At 75.8% G+C, this 15,064-nt stretch carries 15 protein-coding genes; 8 read left to right on the plus strand and 7 right to left on the minus strand.

Going from position 1 to position 15,064, the window contains the following annotated elements; all coding sequences use genetic code 11:
* Positions 1 to 34 precede the first annotated feature (34 nt).
* From ACFYYN_RS01170 to ACFYYN_RS01190, 5 genes are read left to right on the plus strand one after another with little or no spacing between them, the layout of a single operon-like run.
* Complete coding sequence (locus ACFYYN_RS01170; RefSeq protein WP_500544234.1) at positions 35 to 1,849, plus strand: APC family permease; 1,815 nt, start codon at positions 35 to 37, stop codon at positions 1,847 to 1,849.
* A gap of 58 nt (positions 1,850 to 1,907) precedes the next feature.
* On the plus strand, positions 1,908 to 2,627 hold the full coding sequence (locus tag ACFYYN_RS01175; protein ID WP_500544235.1) for a response regulator transcription factor: 720 nt from the start codon (positions 1,908 to 1,910) through the stop codon (positions 2,625 to 2,627).
* The gene (locus ACFYYN_RS01180; RefSeq protein WP_500544236.1) at positions 2,624 to 4,120 is read left to right on the plus strand and encodes a sensor histidine kinase; all 1,497 of its coding nucleotides are present in this window, start codon (positions 2,624 to 2,626) and stop codon (positions 4,118 to 4,120) included. Before ACFYYN_RS01175 ends, ACFYYN_RS01180 begins: the two co-directional genes overlap by 4 nt.
* A 47-nt stretch (positions 4,121 to 4,167) precedes the next feature.
* Complete coding sequence (locus ACFYYN_RS01185; RefSeq protein ID WP_500544237.1) at positions 4,168 to 4,563, plus strand: hypothetical protein; 396 nt, start codon at positions 4,168 to 4,170, stop codon at positions 4,561 to 4,563.
* On the plus strand, positions 4,560 to 4,772 hold the full coding sequence (locus ACFYYN_RS01190; RefSeq protein WP_500544238.1) for a hypothetical protein: 213 nt from the start codon (positions 4,560 to 4,562) through the stop codon (positions 4,770 to 4,772). The genes ACFYYN_RS01185 and ACFYYN_RS01190 overlap by 4 nt, the downstream gene beginning before the upstream one ends.
* Here ACFYYN_RS01190 and ACFYYN_RS01195 read toward each other — a convergent pair whose 3' ends face one another.
* Positions 4,773 to 5,717 (minus strand): ribose-phosphate diphosphokinase, encoded by a 945-nt coding sequence (locus tag ACFYYN_RS01195; protein ID WP_500544239.1) that lies wholly within the window; start codon positions 5,715 to 5,717, stop codon positions 4,773 to 4,775.
* A 184-nt stretch (positions 5,718 to 5,901) separates the two neighbouring features.
* Positions 5,902 to 7,110: a threonine synthase gene (locus tag ACFYYN_RS01200; protein WP_500544240.1), complete on the minus strand. Its 1,209-nt coding sequence runs from the start codon at positions 7,108 to 7,110 to the stop codon at positions 5,902 to 5,904.
* 102 nt (positions 7,111 to 7,212) lie between these two features.
* Here ACFYYN_RS01200 and cbiE point away from each other — a divergent pair, with 102 nt between their 5' ends.
* Together cbiE and cobM are read left to right on the plus strand one after the other, a co-directional pair.
* Positions 7,213 to 8,454 (plus strand): precorrin-6y C5,15-methyltransferase (decarboxylating) subunit CbiE, encoded by a 1,242-nt coding sequence (gene cbiE / locus ACFYYN_RS01205; protein WP_500544241.1) that lies wholly within the window; start codon positions 7,213 to 7,215, stop codon positions 8,452 to 8,454.
* Positions 8,451 to 9,221, plus strand: coding sequence for a precorrin-4 C(11)-methyltransferase (cobM, locus tag ACFYYN_RS01210; RefSeq protein ID WP_500544242.1), 771 nt, complete (start codon positions 8,451 to 8,453; stop codon positions 9,219 to 9,221). Before cbiE ends, cobM begins: the two co-directional genes overlap by 4 nt.
* Here cobM and ACFYYN_RS01215 read toward each other — a convergent pair.
* Positions 9,218 to 9,646: a DUF3224 domain-containing protein gene (locus ACFYYN_RS01215; RefSeq protein WP_500322458.1), complete on the minus strand. Its 429-nt coding sequence runs from the start codon at positions 9,644 to 9,646 to the stop codon at positions 9,218 to 9,220. The genes cobM and ACFYYN_RS01215 overlap by 4 nt on opposite strands.
* Before the next feature lie 39 nt (positions 9,647 to 9,685).
* Entirely contained in the window at positions 9,686 to 10,786 is a 1,101-nt protein-coding gene (locus ACFYYN_RS01220) for a cobalt-precorrin-5B (C(1))-methyltransferase (RefSeq protein WP_500544243.1), read from the minus strand.
* Positions 10,787 to 10,807: 21 nt separating this feature from the next.
* On the opposite strand from ACFYYN_RS01220, the gene ACFYYN_RS01225 reads away from it, so the two are divergent.
* On the plus strand, positions 10,808 to 11,566 hold the full coding sequence (locus tag ACFYYN_RS01225; protein WP_500544244.1) for a cobalt-precorrin-6A reductase: 759 nt from the start codon (positions 10,808 to 10,810) through the stop codon (positions 11,564 to 11,566).
* Positions 11,567 to 11,582: 16 nt separating this feature from the next.
* On the opposite strand, the gene ACFYYN_RS01230 is transcribed toward ACFYYN_RS01225, so the two are convergent.
* The 3 genes from ACFYYN_RS01230 to cobG are packed head-to-tail and all read right to left on the minus strand — an operon-like array spanning position 11,583 to position 15,057.
* Positions 11,583 to 13,079 (minus strand): precorrin-2 C(20)-methyltransferase, encoded by a 1,497-nt coding sequence (locus ACFYYN_RS01230; RefSeq protein ID WP_500544245.1) that lies wholly within the window; start codon positions 13,077 to 13,079, stop codon positions 11,583 to 11,585.
* A complete protein-coding gene (locus ACFYYN_RS01235; RefSeq protein WP_500359143.1) occupies positions 13,076 to 13,708 on the minus strand; it encodes a precorrin-8X methylmutase in 633 nt (210 codons plus the stop codon). The genes ACFYYN_RS01230 and ACFYYN_RS01235 overlap by 4 nt, the downstream gene beginning before the upstream one ends.
* Positions 13,705 to 15,057: a precorrin-3B synthase gene (gene cobG, locus ACFYYN_RS01240; RefSeq protein ID WP_500544246.1), complete on the minus strand. Its 1,353-nt coding sequence runs from the start codon at positions 15,055 to 15,057 to the stop codon at positions 13,705 to 13,707. Before cobG ends, ACFYYN_RS01235 begins: the two co-directional genes overlap by 4 nt.
* Between the last annotated feature and the right edge of the window lie 7 nt (positions 15,058 to 15,064).

Here is a 15,064-nt window from a genome sequence, read left to right on the forward strand (position 1 = left end):
CAGCCATGAGCCAGACGCAGCCGGCGGGCGGGCGATGACCTTCGGCCTGGCACGCGGCCAGGAGCGGCCCAGGGTGCCGCTGCGGCACGGCGAGGGGGACCGCTCCCTGCTCACCAGCGTCCAGGGGCTCGCCGCGCTGTCGCTGGACGCCCTCAGCTCGGTGGCGTACGGCCCCGAGGCCATCGTCCTCGTGCTGATCGCCGCCGGCACCGCGGCCCTGACCGTGACGCTGCCCGTCATGCTGGTCATCGCGGGGCTGCTGGTCGTCCTGGTCATCTCGTACGGGCAGGTCATCGCGGTGCACCCGGACGGCGGCGGCTCCTACGCCGTGGCCAAGAAGGACCTCGGGAGGCGGGTGAGCCTGCTCGCGGCGGGCAGTCTGGTCGTCGACTACGTGCTCACCGTCGCCGTCAGCCTGGCCGCCGGCGCCGCCAGCCTCGCCTCGGCGTTCCCCTCGCTCACCCCCTACCTGCTGGAGATCTGCCTGGGCGGGCTGGCCCTGCTCACCCTGGTGAACCTGCGCGGCGTCGCCGACAGCGCGCGGGTGCTGATGCTGCCCGCCGCGCTGTTCGTCCTGTCCATCGCGGGGATCGTCGTCGCCGGCCTGCTGCGCGACCACCCCGCGGCCGTCGTCGGCACCCCGCAGCCCGTCCACGTCACCGAGGCGCTGAGCGTCCTGCTGATCCTGAAGGCCTTCTCCTCCGGCTGCTCCGCCCTGACCGGGGTGGAGGCCATCGCCAACGCCGTGCCCTCCTTCCGGCCGCCCAAGGTGCGCCGCGCCCAGCGCACGGAACTGATGCTCGGTGCGCTGCTGGGGCTGATGCTGATCGGGCTGGCGTTCCTCATCCGCCGGGACGAGGTCGCCCCGCGCGGCGGCGTGACCCTGCTGGCCCAGCTGACCGCGGGCTCCTTCGGCACCGGGTGGCCGTACTACGTCAGCAACCTCCTGGTCACCCTCGTCCTCGGGCTGGCCGCGAACACCAGCTTCGGCGGCCTGCCGGTGCTGATGAGCCTGCTCGCCCGGGACAACCGGCTGCCCCACGTGTTCGGGCTGCGCGCCGAGCGGCCCGTCTACCGCTACGGCGTGGTCGCCCTGGCCGTGGTGGCGGCGCTGCTGATCACCGCCGTCGACGCGCAGACGCAACGTCTCATCCCGCTCTACGCCATCGGGGTGTTCACCGGCTTCACCATCAGCCAGACCGGGCTCGTCCGGCACTGGGCGGGGGCACGCCCGCGCGGCTGGGTGCGGCGCGCGGCGCTCAACGGGCTGGGGGCCCTGCTGACCGCGCTGGCCGGGGTGATCCTGGTGACCACCAAGTTCACCGAGGGCGCGTGGATGGTCGTGGTCGTGGTGCCCCTGCTGATGCTGCTCTTCGCCCGCATCGAGCACTACTACGCGGAGGTCGGCAGGGAACTCGGCCTCGGCACCGTCCCCGACCGGCCGCGGCGCACCAACAGCCTGGTCATCGTGCCCCTCGGCGGGGTCAGCAGGCTCGCCCGGCACGCGCTGACCGCCGCCATCGCCCTCGGCGACGAGGTCGTCGCGGTGACCGTCGAGCCCGACCAGGACAAGGCGCGCGACCTGCTCGACACGTGGGCCCGCTGGCAGCCCGGCGTCCGCCTCGACGTCATCGAGAGCCCGCACCGCTCACTGGTGCTGCCGATCCTCTCCTACGTCCGCCGCATGTCGCGGGACGGCCGGCAGATCGCCGTCCTCATCCCCGAGATCCAGCCGCGCCACGCCCGGTACCGCATCCTGCAGAACCAGCGCGGCATCCTCCTCGCCACGATCCTGCGCGCCCGCACCGACGCCGTCGTCTGCCTCCTTCCGTACCGGCTGGACATCTGACCCGGCGCTCGCCACGGGGCCTGCTCGTGGCCGGGCGGTTGCGCCTACCATCGCGGCCGTGAGAACCGATGCGCACACGGGTGGCCGGGTCCTGGTCGCCGACGACGACGCGGCCATACGCCGGTCGCTGCAGCGGGGGCTGCGGCTGGACGGCTTCTCGGTGAGCCTGGCCGACGGCGGCAGGGCCGCGCTCGCCGCCGTACGCGAGGGGGCGCCGGACGTGGTGGTGCTCGACATCTCGATGCCCGACCTCAGCGGGATCGAGGTGTGCCGCGCGCTGCGCGAGGAGGACAACGACGTCCCGGTCCTGATGCTCTCCGCCCTGGACGAGGCGGCCGACCGGGTCGCCGGGCTCCAGGCCGGCGGGGACGACTACCTGGTCAAGCCGTTCGCGCTGCAGGAACTGGTGCTGCGGTTGCGGGCGCTGCTGCGCCGCCGTCCCCCCGCCGCGGGCGGGCGGGTGCGCGCCGGGGGCCTGCTGGTCGACCCCGCGACGCGGGAGGCCCGGCTGGACGGGGAGCCCCTGGCGCTGACCCGGCGGGAGTTCGAGCTGCTGGAGGTCTTCGCGCGCAACGCCGGGCTGGTGCTCACCCGCGACCAGTTGCTGGACCGGGTCTGGGGCTACGACTTCGACGTGCGCACGGACGCCGTGGACACCTTCGTCAGCTATCTGCGGCGCAAGATGGAGGCGGGCGGGCGGCCGCGGATCCTGCACACGGTGCGCGGCGTCGGCTTCGTCCTGCGGGACGACCGGGACGACCGGGGTGACCGGTCGTGAGGCTGTCCACGCGGGTGGCGCTCGCCGTGGGCGTGGTCGTCCCGCTGCTCGTCCTCGCCTCCGGGGCGCTGCTGATCCGGCTGGTCGCCGCCGACCTGCACGCCCAGCAGGACGCCCATCTGCGGGAGCGCGCCACGGCCGTCGCGGCGGACGCCAAGGCCCTGCTGCGGGCCACCGCCGCGGACCGTCCGGCCGCCGAACAGGCCCGCACCCGCAGGCTGTTCAGCTCCGCCCTCGACGTGGGGATCCGGCTGACCGGTCCCGAGGGCACGGTGTCGGGCGGCCCCCAGCCGGACGCGTCGGCGCCGCTGCCCGCCCGCGCGTCCGCACCGGTCACGATCCGGGCCGGGGGTGCCCGCTGGCGCGTGCTGTCGGTACCGGTGAACGGCGGCCGCAAGGGGGTCCAGGGCACCTTGTGGCTGTTCTCGCCGGACGCCGCCACGAAGACCCAGCTGCAGCAGGTGCGCCGCCGGGTGGTGACGGTGGCGTTGCTGGCCGCCCCCGTGTCCGGGCTGCTGGCCTGGGCCGCGGCGGGCCGAGCCGTCCGCCCGCTGCGCCGGCTCCAGCAGCGTGCGAGCGGCCTCGACCCGCGCGTCAGCGCCGTACGCCTGGACCACACCCCGGCCCGGATCACCGAGGTCGACGACCTGGCGCACACGCTGCAGACCGTGCTCGCCCGTTACGACGAGCAGGCCGCCAGGACCGGCGAGGCGCTCGCCACCGCCCGCTCGTTCGCCGCGGTCGCCTCCCACGAGCTGCGGAACCCGCTGATGAGCATGGGCACCAACCTCGACATCCTCGCCGGCCACCCCGGCCTGCCGGACGACGAACGCCAGGAGGTCGTGGACGACCTGCGCGCCGAACACGCCCGCGTGCTGGGCCTGCTGGTCATGCTGCGCGCCCTGGCCCAGGGCGACCTCGTCGAGGAGGACGCCTTCGGCCCGGTCGACGCGGCCGAACTCGTCGACGCCTCCGCGGCCGGCCTGAGGCGCCGCCACCCCGAGGCGCGGGTCGAGGTGACGGCCGCGCCGGGCCTCCTCGTCCACGGCTGGGAGCAGGGGCTGCGCTCGTTGACGGACAACCTGCTGGCCAACGCCGCCGTCCACGGCCGCGCTCCGGGAGGGCGGCCCGACGTGGAGGTGCTGCTGCGGCGCAGCCGCGACGAGCGCGCCCCGGCCGTCGTCCTCACCGTCGACGACCACGGCCCCGGCATCCCGCCCGAGGCGCGGGCCGCCGTCTTCGCCCGCTTCCACCGGCGTCCCGACAGCCCCGGTTCCGGGCTCGGACTGACCCTGGTCGCCCAGCAGATCGCGCTGCACCGGGGGACGATCACCGTGCTGGACCGGCCCGACGGCACGCCCGGCACCCGTTTCGAGGTGCGGCTCCCGCTCAGCGGCGTCCGCGACCCGGAACCGACCCTGCCGCTGCCGCGCCGCGACTGGCTGTCGGAACGCTCCGGGGAGCCACAAGGTTTCCACAAAGACGGTCCCTAGCTTCCGTGGTGAAGGCGCTCAGCGCTTCCGACCCGAGGGAGGACCTCATGCGAGCCCGCACCACCGTCGTGGCCCTGGCCACCGTCGTCACCCTGCTGGGCCTCGCCGGCCCGGCCACCGCCGACAGCGGCAGCCCGTCCCCGGCCGCCGCGCCCACCGGGGACGGCGCCAAGGGCCTGTGCAAGCGCGCCGGGAAGATCGACGCGCGCATCGACCGCGCGCTCAAGCGGCTGAACGGGCCGGTCACCCGGCGCGGTTCGGTCGAACGGCTGGAGAAGCGGGTCGCAGGCGCCAAGGCCGCCGGGCACGACGAGATCGCGACCTACCTCAACGACCGGCTGACCTTCCGCAAGTCCCTCGTGCCGACCCTGGAGAAGCGCCGCACCGACCTCGCGCGGGTCCGCAGCTGGTGCGCCTCCCACGACAACGGGGCCGCCTCGTGACCCGCCGCCTCGCGGCACTGGCCGTGGCCGCGGCGGCCTGCGCGGGACTGCTCACCGCCTGCGGCCCGTCCGGCGGTTCCGCCTCGGCCCCGACCGCCCCGGCAGCTCCGTCGGCTCCGGCGGCTCCGTCCGGTTTCTCCCGCATCGTCGACGACGCGGAGAGCGCGGCCGCCGCGGCGGACGCCGACGCGGCACGCGGGGACGGCTGATCAGGCCGGGTCGAACAGGGCGCTGACCGACTCGCCGTCGTGGATCCGCCGCACGGCCTCGGCCAGGGCGGGCGCCACGGAGAGCACCCGCAGCTTCTCGGTGTGCTGCTCCTCCGGCACGGGCACCGTGTTGGTGCACACGATCTCCAGCACGTCGGGCTGCTCCGACAGGCGCTTGAGGGCGCCCGCCGCGAACAGGCCGTGCGTGCAGGCGACGCGGACCGAACGGGCGCCGAGCTCGCGCAGCCGCGCCAGCAGTTCCAGGACCGTGCTGCCCTTGGCGATCTCGTCGTCCAGGACGATCACGTCCCGGCCGGCGACCTCGCCGATCACCGATCCGATGCTGACCCGGTCGTCGGCGAACCGCTGCTTGGCCCCGGCCGCGACCTGCACCCCCAGCATCCGGGCGAAGGCGGCCGCCTCCTTGGCGTTGCCCAGGTCCGGGGAGACCACCGTGGTGCGCGACAGGTCGTTGCCGCGGAAGTGGGCGGCCAGCTCGCGCAGCGCGTGCAGGTGGTCGACGGGGACGCTGAAGAAGCCGTGCACCTGCGGGGAGTGCAGGGTCATGGTGAGCACCCGGCTCGCGCCCGCCGCGACCAGCAGGTCGGCGACGAGACGCCCCCCGATCGAGATCCGGGGGGCGTCCTTCTTGTCCGAGCGCGCGTAGGCGTAGTGCGGCATGACGACGGTGATCCGGCCCGCGGAGGCGCCCCGTGCGGCGTCGCACATCAGCAGCAGTTCCACCAGGTGCTCCTGGACCGGGGCGACCAGCGGCTGGATCAGGAAGACGTCCCGTTCACGGCAGTTGGCCTGCAACTGCACTTCCAGACAGTCGTTGGCGAAGCGGCTGACGCGCGCCGGGCTGAGCGGCACGCCCAGATGGGCGCAGAGCTCCGCGGCCAGTCGAGGGTGGGCACTGCCGCTGAAGACCGCGAAGTCGCGCACGGGGTCATCCTAGGGCCTGTCGTCGAATTGACGTCGGCCGCCCGGAGGGCGGGCCCCGCGGTGTCTGGTGCGGTGCATCGCAAGGCGGAGAGTCGTCCTCGTAGTGGGCTACTCGGACGATTCGACAACGCAGCGAGGTGCCGTGCCAGGCGGCGCGGGGCAGGCGGGAATTTGACGACAGTCCCTAGGGGCCGGGCTCACCCAGACGGCGCAGCACCGTGTCCCAGTCGGGGGCGGGCGGCGGCACGGGCAGGGTTCCCACTTCGATGTCCTTGAAGCCGCTGGACGTCGACACGCACACCACGGGGCCGTCGAAGCGGTCCGCGCCGTACTGGCGGAGCCCGGCCAGTCCGGCCGCGGCGGACAGCTCCGTCCACAGGCCGGCGCGGGCCAGCTCGGCGCGCGCCGCGGCCAGTTCGGCGTCGGTGACGAGCAGGGCCTCGCCGCCGCTGTCGCGTATCGCGGGAACCCCGCGGTAACTCCCCACCTGGCAGGCGATGGAGTAGGCGGCCGTCGGGGCGACCGGCACGGTGACCGCGGGCAGTCCCCGGCGGAGGGCGGCGGCGAGCGGGCCGCCCGCGGCGGGCTCGCAGCTGAACAGGCGCGGGACGGCGGAGGTGAGGCCGAGGCGGCGGAGTTCGGCGAAGCCCTTGGCGATGCCGAAGAGCAGCTCCCCGTAGCCGGTGGGGACGAACACCGCCGCGGGGACGCCGACGTCGCCGAAGACCTCGTACGCGACGGTCTTGTAGCCCTCCGCGCCGAAGGGGTGCCCGGTGTGCGTCGGGGTCAGGTTGCTCACCGGGTGGAGGCCGTACTCCTCGCTGATGCGGCGGACCAGCGGCCAGCGCGCCTCCACGGGCACGGGCAGCACCTCGGCACCGTAGGCGTGCAGGAAGGAGACGACCGCCGGGGGCGCCTGCGGGGAGGTGAGGACGATGCAGCGCAGTCCGGCCCGGGCGGCGTACGCGGCGGCGGAGGCACCGTGGTTGCCGGAGGAGGCGACGACGACGCCGGGCGCGCCGCAGGCGAGGGCCGCGCTGACCGTGCAGCGGTTGAGGCGGTCCTTGTGGCTCCAGGTCGGATTGCGCGACTCGTCCTTGACCAGGACGCCGCCGCCCAGGTCGACCAGCGGGGTGCCGCCCTCGCCCAGTCCCGGCGCCGTGAGCGGCGGCAGCAGGGGCGCCCAGCGGTCCAGGCCGTGCCGGGGGGAGGTGCCCGGGGCGCCGAACAGGCCGTCCGGGACGCGGTCGTAGGCGTAGTCGACCTCGACGGGGTAGGAGACGGTGTCCGTGCTGGTCCGCGGGCAGCCCTCCGTCAGCGGCGGCCACAGGGGGTAGCCGACGGCGGGGTCACCGAGCGAACGCTGGCCGACGGCCAGGGAGTCCGTTGCCACGCGTCCGAGCGTAGTGGCCCCGGGCCCGGGGCCCACCTGGCACTTCACGTAGAGTGCGGCTGCTGTGCCCGACCGTTCCCGCCGACCTCCGAGGTGACCGTGATGGACGACGACGCGTCCGCCCCCGTGGCCGTCGTCGGGATCGGCGCCGACGGCTGGCCCGGTTTGGCCGGGGCGTCGCGCGAGGCGCTCACCGGGGCGGGGGTCGTCCTCGGCGGCCCGCGCCAGCTGGAGCTGCTGCCCCCCGAGGTGACCGCCGAGCGGGTCGCCTGGCCGTCGCCGCTGCGGCCGGCCGTGGCGGGGCTGATCGCGGCGCACGCGGGGCGGCGGATCGCGGTGCTGGCCAGCGGTGACCCCATGTTCCACGGCATCGGCCGGACCCTCACCGAGGTGCTGGGAGCGGACCGCCTCCGGGTGCTGCCCCACCCCTCCTCGGTGTCGTACGCCTGCGCGCGGCTCGGCTGGGCGGTGGAGGACACCGACGTGGTGAGCCTGGTGGGGCGGCCACCGGCCACGCTGGCGGGCGCGCTGTACGACGGGCGCCGGGTGCTGGTGCTGAGCCGGGACGCGGACACCCCGGCCGTGGTGGCCGGGCTGCTGCGCGAACGGGGCTACGGCGCCAGCCGGTTGCGGGTGCTGGAGCAGTTGGGCTCGCCCCGCGAACGGATCCTGGACGGTACCGCCGGCGACTGGCCGCACCCGCCCGGCGATCCGCTGAACGTCGTCGCGGTCGAGTGCGCCGCGGAGCCGGCCTCCGCGCCGCGTCCTGGCCTGGTCCCCGGGCTGCCCGACAGCGCGTACGAGCACGACGGGCAGCTCACCAAGCGCCACGTACGGGCCGCGACCCTGGCCGTGCTCGCGCCCGCGCCCGGCGAGCTGCTCTGGGACGTGGGCGGCGGCTCGGGCTCGATCGCCGTCGAGTGGATGCGGGCGCACCGCACCTGCCGCGCGGTCACCGTGGAACGTGACGCCGTCCGCGCGGAGCGCATCGCCCGGAACGCGGCCGCGCTCGGCGTCCCGGCGCTGCGGGTGGTGACCGGCGCCGCCCCGGCCGCGCTGGACGGACTGCCCGTCCCCGACGCCGTCTTCGTCGGCGGCGGGCTCACCGCGCCCGGCCTCCTGGAGGCCTGCTGGGCGGCCCTGCGGCCGGGCGGGCGGCTGGTCGCCAACACCGTCACGCTGGAGTCCGAGGCCCTGCTCGCGCGGTGGTACGCCCGGCACGGGGGCGAACTCGTCCGGCTCGCCGTCGCGCACGCCGCCCCGGTCGGCGGCTTCACGGGCTGGCGCCAGGCCATGCCCGTCACCCAGTGGTCCGCCGTCAAACCCGCGGGAGTGCAGCCATGACCGTCCACTTCATCGGCGCCGGACCCGGCGCCGCCGACCTGATCACCCTGCGCGGCCTGCGGATCCTGGCGGCCAGCAAGGTGTGCCTCTACGCCGGGAGCCTCGTCCCCCGCGAACTGCTCGCCGAGTGCCCGCCGGACGCCCGGCTCGTGGACACGGCCCAGCTCACCCTCGACCAGATCACGCAGGAGCTGGTCCGCGCCCACGAGGAGGGCCACGACGTGGCCCGGCTGCACTCCGGCGACCCCTCCGTGTTCAGCGCCGTCGCCGAGCAGATGCGCCGCCTCGACGCGGCCGGCGTCCCGTACGACGTCGTCCCCGGCGTCCCCGCCTTCGCGGCGGCCGCCGCGGCCCTGAAGCGGGAGCTGACGGTGCCGACCGTCGGCCAGACCGTCATCCTCACCCGTATCGCGCAGCAGGCCACGCCCATGCCGCAGGGGGAGGACCTGGCGACGCTGGGCCGCAGCGGCGCGCTGATCGTGCTGCACCTGGCGGCCCGCTACGTCGACCGCGTGGTGGCCGAACTCACCCCGCACTACGGGGCCGACTGCCCGGCGGCCGTCGTCGCGATGGCCTCGCGCCCCGACGAACTGGTGCTGCGCGGGACGCTCGACAACATCGCGGAGCAGGTCAAGGCGGCCGGTGTGGTCCGCACGGCGGTCATCATCGTCGGCCGCACGCTGGGCGCGGAGCAGTTCCGCGACAGCCACCTGTACTCGGCCGAGCGCGTCCACCGGCACGCGGCGGACTGCGGCGCCTCCTCCTAGGGTTCCCGCCCGGGGCCTCGGCCGAGGTCGTAGTCGAACCAGATCCGGTGGGTGCCGTCCTCGTCGACCGCGAGCCCACCGGTGCCGGTGATGCCGGTCAGTGCGGCGGTGCCGCTCGTGGGGACGATGACGAAGAACTCGGCGGCGCGGTCGCTCCCGGAGGTCGTCGCCGAGTGCGCGAAGTTGAAGGTGCCCTCACGGCCGTTCAGCGTCCCCTCGAAGGACTCCATCGCCACGTACGTCCCGATGCCGCTCGCCTGGTCGTACGCGGCGGTGAACAGGGTCGACGAGCGGCCGGTGACCTCGCCCTCGAAGGTCTTCCCGATCGTGGCGACCCCGACCGGGGTCCCGGTGGTCACGGCCGGCTCCGGTACGAGCTCGGTCGGCACGAATGCCGTGACGGTGAACGTTCCCGCGGCTCTCATGCGCCGAGCCTGGCGACGGGTCCGGGCCCGCACGGCGGGTCAGCCGGCGCGGCCGACGATCGTCCCGGCGCGGTCGACGCAGATGACGTCGACGGCGACGGGGGCCTCGCGCAGGACGCCGACGGCGGTGCGGCGGGCGGCCTCGGCGACCAGGTCGCCGAGGGGGACGCCGTGGGCGAGGCACGACTGGACCGCCTGGAGGCCGGTGTTGGCGGTGGCGACGGCCTCGGCCAGGGCCTCGTCGGCGCCGCCGCGGCGGGCCAGGTCCGCGAGGAAGGCCTTGTCGACCTGGGAGCGGGAGGAGTGCAGGTCGAGGTGCCCGGCGGCCAGCTTGGACAACTTGGCGAAGCCGCCCGCGATGGTGAGCCGCGGCACCGGGTGGCGGCGCAGGTACTTCAGCACGGCGCCCGCGAAGTCCCCCATGTCCAGCAGCGCGTCCTCGGGCAGCCCGTGCACGGCGACGGCGACCTTCTCCGACGTCGAACCCGTGCAGCCCGCGACATGGGTGCGGCCCGCCGCCCGTGCCACGTCCACACCGCGCCGGATGCTGTCGATCCACGCCGAGCAGGAGTAGGGCACGACGATGCCCGTGGTGCCGAGCACCGACAGTCCGCCGAGGATGCCGAGCCGTGGGTTCCACGTGCTGCGCGCCAACTCCTCGCCGTCGTCGATGGAGACGGTGATCTCGGCGTCGCAGGCGGCGCCGTGGCGGGCCGCGACCTCGGCGAGGTGGTCGCGCATCATCGTGCGCGGGACGGGGTTGACGGCGGGCTCGCCGACGGCGAGCGGGAGCCCGGGCCGGGTGACGGTGCCGACGCCGGGGCCGGCACGGAAGACGACCCCGCTGCCGGGGGCACCGTGGCGCACGGTGGCCCGGACGAGCGCGCCGTGCGTGACGTCGGGGTCGTCCCCGGCGTCCTTGACGACGCCCGCGGTGGCCCAGCCGGGGCCGCGCTCCTCCACCGCCAGGGCGAAGGCGGGGCGCTGCCCCTTCGGCAGGGTGATCGTCACCGGGTCGGGGAACTCGCCGTCCAGCAGGGCGGTGTACGCGGCCGTGGCGGCCGCCGTCGCGCAGGCGCCGGTGGTCCAGCCGTGCCGCAGCCCGGTCCGCTCCAGCTGGGCGCTCCGGCCGCCGCTCACGGCGCACCGTAGGGTGCGGGGGTGACCGGCAGACAGCAGCACGTCCTCGTCCTGGGCGGCACCACGGAGGGACGCCGCCTCGCGGAGGCGCTGGCCGCCGAACCGGCGGCGTGGCGGGTCACCAGCTCGCTCGCGGGACGGGTGGAGCGGCCGCGGCTGCCGCCGGGCGAGGTGCGCACCGGCGGCTTCGGCGGCCCGGCGGGGCTCGCGGCGTGGCTGCGCGCGCACGCGGTCGACGTGGTCATCGACGCCACCCATCCTTTCGCCGGGACGATGTCCTTCAACGCCGCCGAGGCGGCCTCGGGCACCCATGTTCCCCTGCTCGCGCTGCGGCGCCCCGGGTGGGTCGCAGGTCCCGGCGACCGCCGGCACCCGGTGGCCTCACTGGCGGAGGCGGCCCGGGTGCTGCCGGAGCTCGGCCGGCGGGTCTTCCTCACCACGGGCCGTACGGGGCTGGTGGCCTTCGCGGGGGTCACGGACCTGTGGTTCCTGGTGCGTTCGGTGGACGCCCCGGAGCCGCCGCACCCGCCGCGGATGGAGGTGCTGCTGGACCGCGGCCCGTTCACCCTGGACGGGGAGCTGGAGCTGATGCGCCGGCACCGCGTCGACGTGCTGGTCACCAAGGACAGCGGCGGCACCGCCACCGCGCCCAAGCTCGCGGCCGCCCGCGAACTGGGCCTGCCCGTGGTCGTCGTGGAGCGCCCGCCGGTCCCGGCGGGCGTCCCCGTCGTCCCGGACGTGCCGGGCGCGCTGGAGTGGCTCCGCGCGCGCACGGCCTGAACGGGGGTCCCGGGCGTCAGGCCGGGTAGCGCCGCGGCGTCCACACCACCGTGGTGCCGTCGGCGCGCCGTACCGCCCTCGTCTGCGACGAGCCGACGAGCAGCACGCACCGCATGTCGACGGTCGCCGGGTCCAGGTCCTCCAGCGTCGTGACCCGTACGGCCTGCTCGGGTCCACCGACGTCCCGGGCGACGACCACGGGCGTCCCCGGCACACGGCCCTCGCGGAGCACCTTCAGCGCGGTCTCCAGTTGCGTCCTGCGGCTGTGGGAGGCCGGGTTGTACAGGGCGAGCACGAGGTCGGCGGCCGTGGCGGCGCGCAGCCGCTCCTCGACGACCGTCCAGGGCTTGAGCCGGTCCGACAGCGACACGACCGCGTAGTCGTGACCGAGGGGCGCGCCTGCGAGCGCCGCCGCCGACTGGGCGGCGGTGATGCCCGGCACGACCCGTACGCGGACGCCGAGGTAGGGCTCGGCGGAGGCGGCCTCCAGCACCGCCGTGGCCATGGCGAAGACGCCCGGGTCGCCCGAGGACACCACGGCGACCCTCCGCCCGCGCCGGGCGAGGTCGAGGGCGAACTCGGCGCGTTCGGCCTCGACGCGGTTGTCGGAGGCGTGCCGGGACTGCCCGGGGCGGACCGGGACGCGGTCCATGTAGGTGGTGTAGCCGACGAGTTCGTCCGCCCCGGCGAGCGCGGCCCTCGCCTCCGGCGTCAGCCACATCGGCCCGGCAGGGCCGAGACCGACGACCACGACCTCGCCGTCCGCCGGGGACGGGTCGGGGGCGGGCCGTTCGTCGACGCGGCTGGGCAGCACCGCGACGGCGAAGTAGGGCACCGACTCCGGGTCGACGTCGGCCAGCATCTCCAGGCGCTCGGCGTCCATCGTGGCCCGCTCGACGTAGTGCGCGTCCGCCAGCCGCCCGGCGGTCCCCAGGGCCCGGCGCACGGCGGGGAACGTGCGGCCGAGCTTCATCACGGCCGCCGCGTCGGCGGTCGCCAGCCGGGCCGCCAGCTCCTCCTCCGGCAGCGTGCCGGGCAGGATCGTCAGGACCTCCTCGCCCTCCACCAGGGGCCGCCCGATGCGTGCGGCGGCGGCGCTGACGGAGGTGACGCCAGGGATCACCTCGGCCGGGTAGCGGTCGGCGAGCCGCTTGTGCATGTGCATGTACGAGCCGTAGAAGAGCGGGTCGCCCTCCGCGAGCACGGCGACGGTGCGCCCGGCGTCCAGGTGCGCGGCGAGCAGCTCGGCCGACTCGGCGTAGAAGTCGTCCAGCGCGCCCCGGTAGCCGCCGGGGTGGTCGGTGGTCTCCGTCGTGATGGGGTACATCAGCCGCTCCTCGATCTGCTCGGGGCGGATGTGCGCCGCGGCGATGGAGCGGGCGATGCTGCGGCCGTGCCGGGCGCAGTGGTACGCGATGACGTCGGCGGAGCGGATGACCTCCACGGCCCGCACGGTCATCAGGGAGGGGTCGCCGGGGCCGAGGCCCACTCCGTAGAGACGGCCGGTGGTCATAGGATTTCGCTTTCGGTCGCAATGGCGTTGAGGGCGGCCGCCGCCAGGGCGCTGCCGCCGCGCCGGCCCCGCACCACCAGGTGCTCCAGGCGCGAGGGGTGCGCGGCCAGGGCGTCCTTGGACTCGGCGGCGCCGACGAAACCGACGGGCACGCCGATGACCGCCGCGGGGCGCGGGGCGCCCGCCTCGATCATCTCCAGCAGCCGGAACAGGGAGGTCGGGGCGTTGCCGACGGCGACGACGGCGCCCTCCAGCCGGTCCCGCCACAGTTCCATCGCGGCGGCGCTGCGCGTGGTGCCGAGTTCGGCGGCGAGCGCCGGGACGGCGGGGTCGGAGAGGGTGCAGACCACCTCGTTGTCCGCGGGCAGCCGCTTGCGGGTCACGCCGCTGGCGACCATCTGCACGTCGCAGAGGATCGGTGCCCCGGCGCGCAGCGCGGCGCGCGCGTCCGCGACCACCGAGGGGCTGTAGGCCAGGTCCCGTACGAGGTCGGTCATGCCGCAGGCGTGGATCATGCGGACGGCGACCTGCGCCACGTCCGGTGGCAGGCCGTCGAGTTCCGCCTCGGCGCGGATGATGGCAAAGGACTGACGGTAGATCTCCGGTCCGTCCTTCTCGTACGCGGTCACGTCGTCCTCGGGGGTGGTGGGGTGCTGGTGCTGGTGCGGCGGGCGGTGTGCAGGGCGGTGCGCAGGTCCGCGGTGACGTCGGCGGGTTCGGCGGAGACGGCGCCGGCCACGGCGACGCGGTAGCGGCCGTCGGCGCCGGCGACCACGTCGACCCACGAGCCGTCCGGGTGGCCGCAGCGGCGTTCGCAGCCCGAGAAGTGCACGGGCAGCAGGCGGTGCCCCGGTTCGGGGGCGGCGTCGCGCAGCGCGGCCCGGGCGTCGGCGCGTACGTCCGCCAGCGACTTGGCGCACCCGGGCCGCCCGGCGCAGGCGGTCACCCCGCGCCACGGGGAGTCCTCGCCGGTCAGGAACCCGGCCGCGGCCAGGCTTTCCAGCGCCTCGGGGGCCGCGTCCGCCGGGAGTCCCGGCAGGACGGCGCCGCGCCAGGGCGTGATCCGCAGCTCGCCTTCGCCGGAACGTGCCGTCTCCGCGAGGAGCCGCCAGGCCCCGGTGGTGAGGCGGCCCAGGCGTACGCCCACGGACAGCGCGCAGGTGGTTCCGCCCGGGTGCGGGACGGGACCGAGCTGGGGAGGGCCGCCCGCGGTGGCGTCCGAGGGGCCTGCGGGAGGGGCGCCCGCCGCGTGCAGCAGCACGGCGAGGGCGGTGCCGTCCGGGTCGATGTCGGTGACGCGCCAGGCACGGGCGCCGCGTTCGGCGGCGAGGGTGAGGAAGGTCTCCGCGGTGCGTACCGCCCAGCGCGGCGCGTCGTCGGCCGGTACCTCCGCGACGGGCCGCCCGGCGATGCGGAGTTCGGCCGTGGCGGTGCCGGACCGCGCGATCAATGTCACATCGGCGCCGAGCGCCGCGGTGTCACCGCGGCCGTCGTCGAGGGCGAAGAGGAAGCGGCCGGAGAGCCTCGCGGCGGCCGGTGAGGCGCACAGCAGGGCGTCCAACTCGCGTATCCAGCCCCGCAGGTCGCCGTGGCCGCGGCCGTCGAGCCCGGCGAGCGGCGAGGCGACGACGTTGCGGGCCCGTTCGTGGGCCCACGAGGGCAGCAGTCCCACCGCGCCGAGCAGCGCCGCCAATTCCGTCCCCGCGCCGGGATCGCGCAGCCCGCGCACCTGCAGGTTCCCGCGGGAGGTGAGGTCGATGCGGCCGTCGCCGAGGCGGTCCGCGGCGGCCGCCAGGGCCTCGGCCTGACGTATCGTCAGCAGCCCGCCGGGGATGCGGATCCGGGCCAGCGCACCGTCGTCGGCGGCGTGCAGCCGCAGTGCGCCGGGGCAGGCGTCGTCGCGTCCGCGCCCCGCCGTCGCTGCGGCGAAGGCGCCGCTCACGGGGGGATCGGAGGGCGACGGCATGGCCGCGAGCATACCCGCG

Source organism: Streptomyces sp. NPDC001902 (assembly GCF_042891295.1).
Classification (GTDB): domain Bacteria; phylum Actinomycetota; class Actinomycetes; order Streptomycetales; family Streptomycetaceae; genus Actinacidiphila.

Coding starts and splice junctions, on each gene's coding strand:
- ACFYYN_RS01170 (WP_500544234.1), top strand. CDS start 35: ATGACCTTCGGCCTGGCACGCGGCCAGGAGCGGCCCAGGGTGCCGCTG.
- ACFYYN_RS01185 (WP_500544237.1), top strand. CDS start 4,168: ATGCGAGCCCGCACCACCGTCGTGGCCCTGGCCACCGTCGTCACCCTG.
- cbiE (WP_500544241.1), top strand. CDS start 7,213: ATGGACGACGACGCGTCCGCCCCCGTGGCCGTCGTCGGGATCGGCGCC.
- cobM (WP_500544242.1), top strand. CDS start 8,451: ATGACCGTCCACTTCATCGGCGCCGGACCCGGCGCCGCCGACCTGATC.
- ACFYYN_RS01215 (WP_500322458.1), bottom strand. CDS start 9,646: ATGAGAGCCGCGGGAACGTTCACCGTCACGGCATTCGTGCCGACCGAG.
- ACFYYN_RS01230 (WP_500544245.1), bottom strand. CDS start 13,079: ATGACCACCGGCCGTCTCTACGGAGTGGGCCTCGGCCCCGGCGACCCC.
- cobG (WP_500544246.1), bottom strand. CDS start 15,057: ATGCTCGCGGCCATGCCGTCGCCCTCCGATCCCCCCGTGAGCGGCGCC.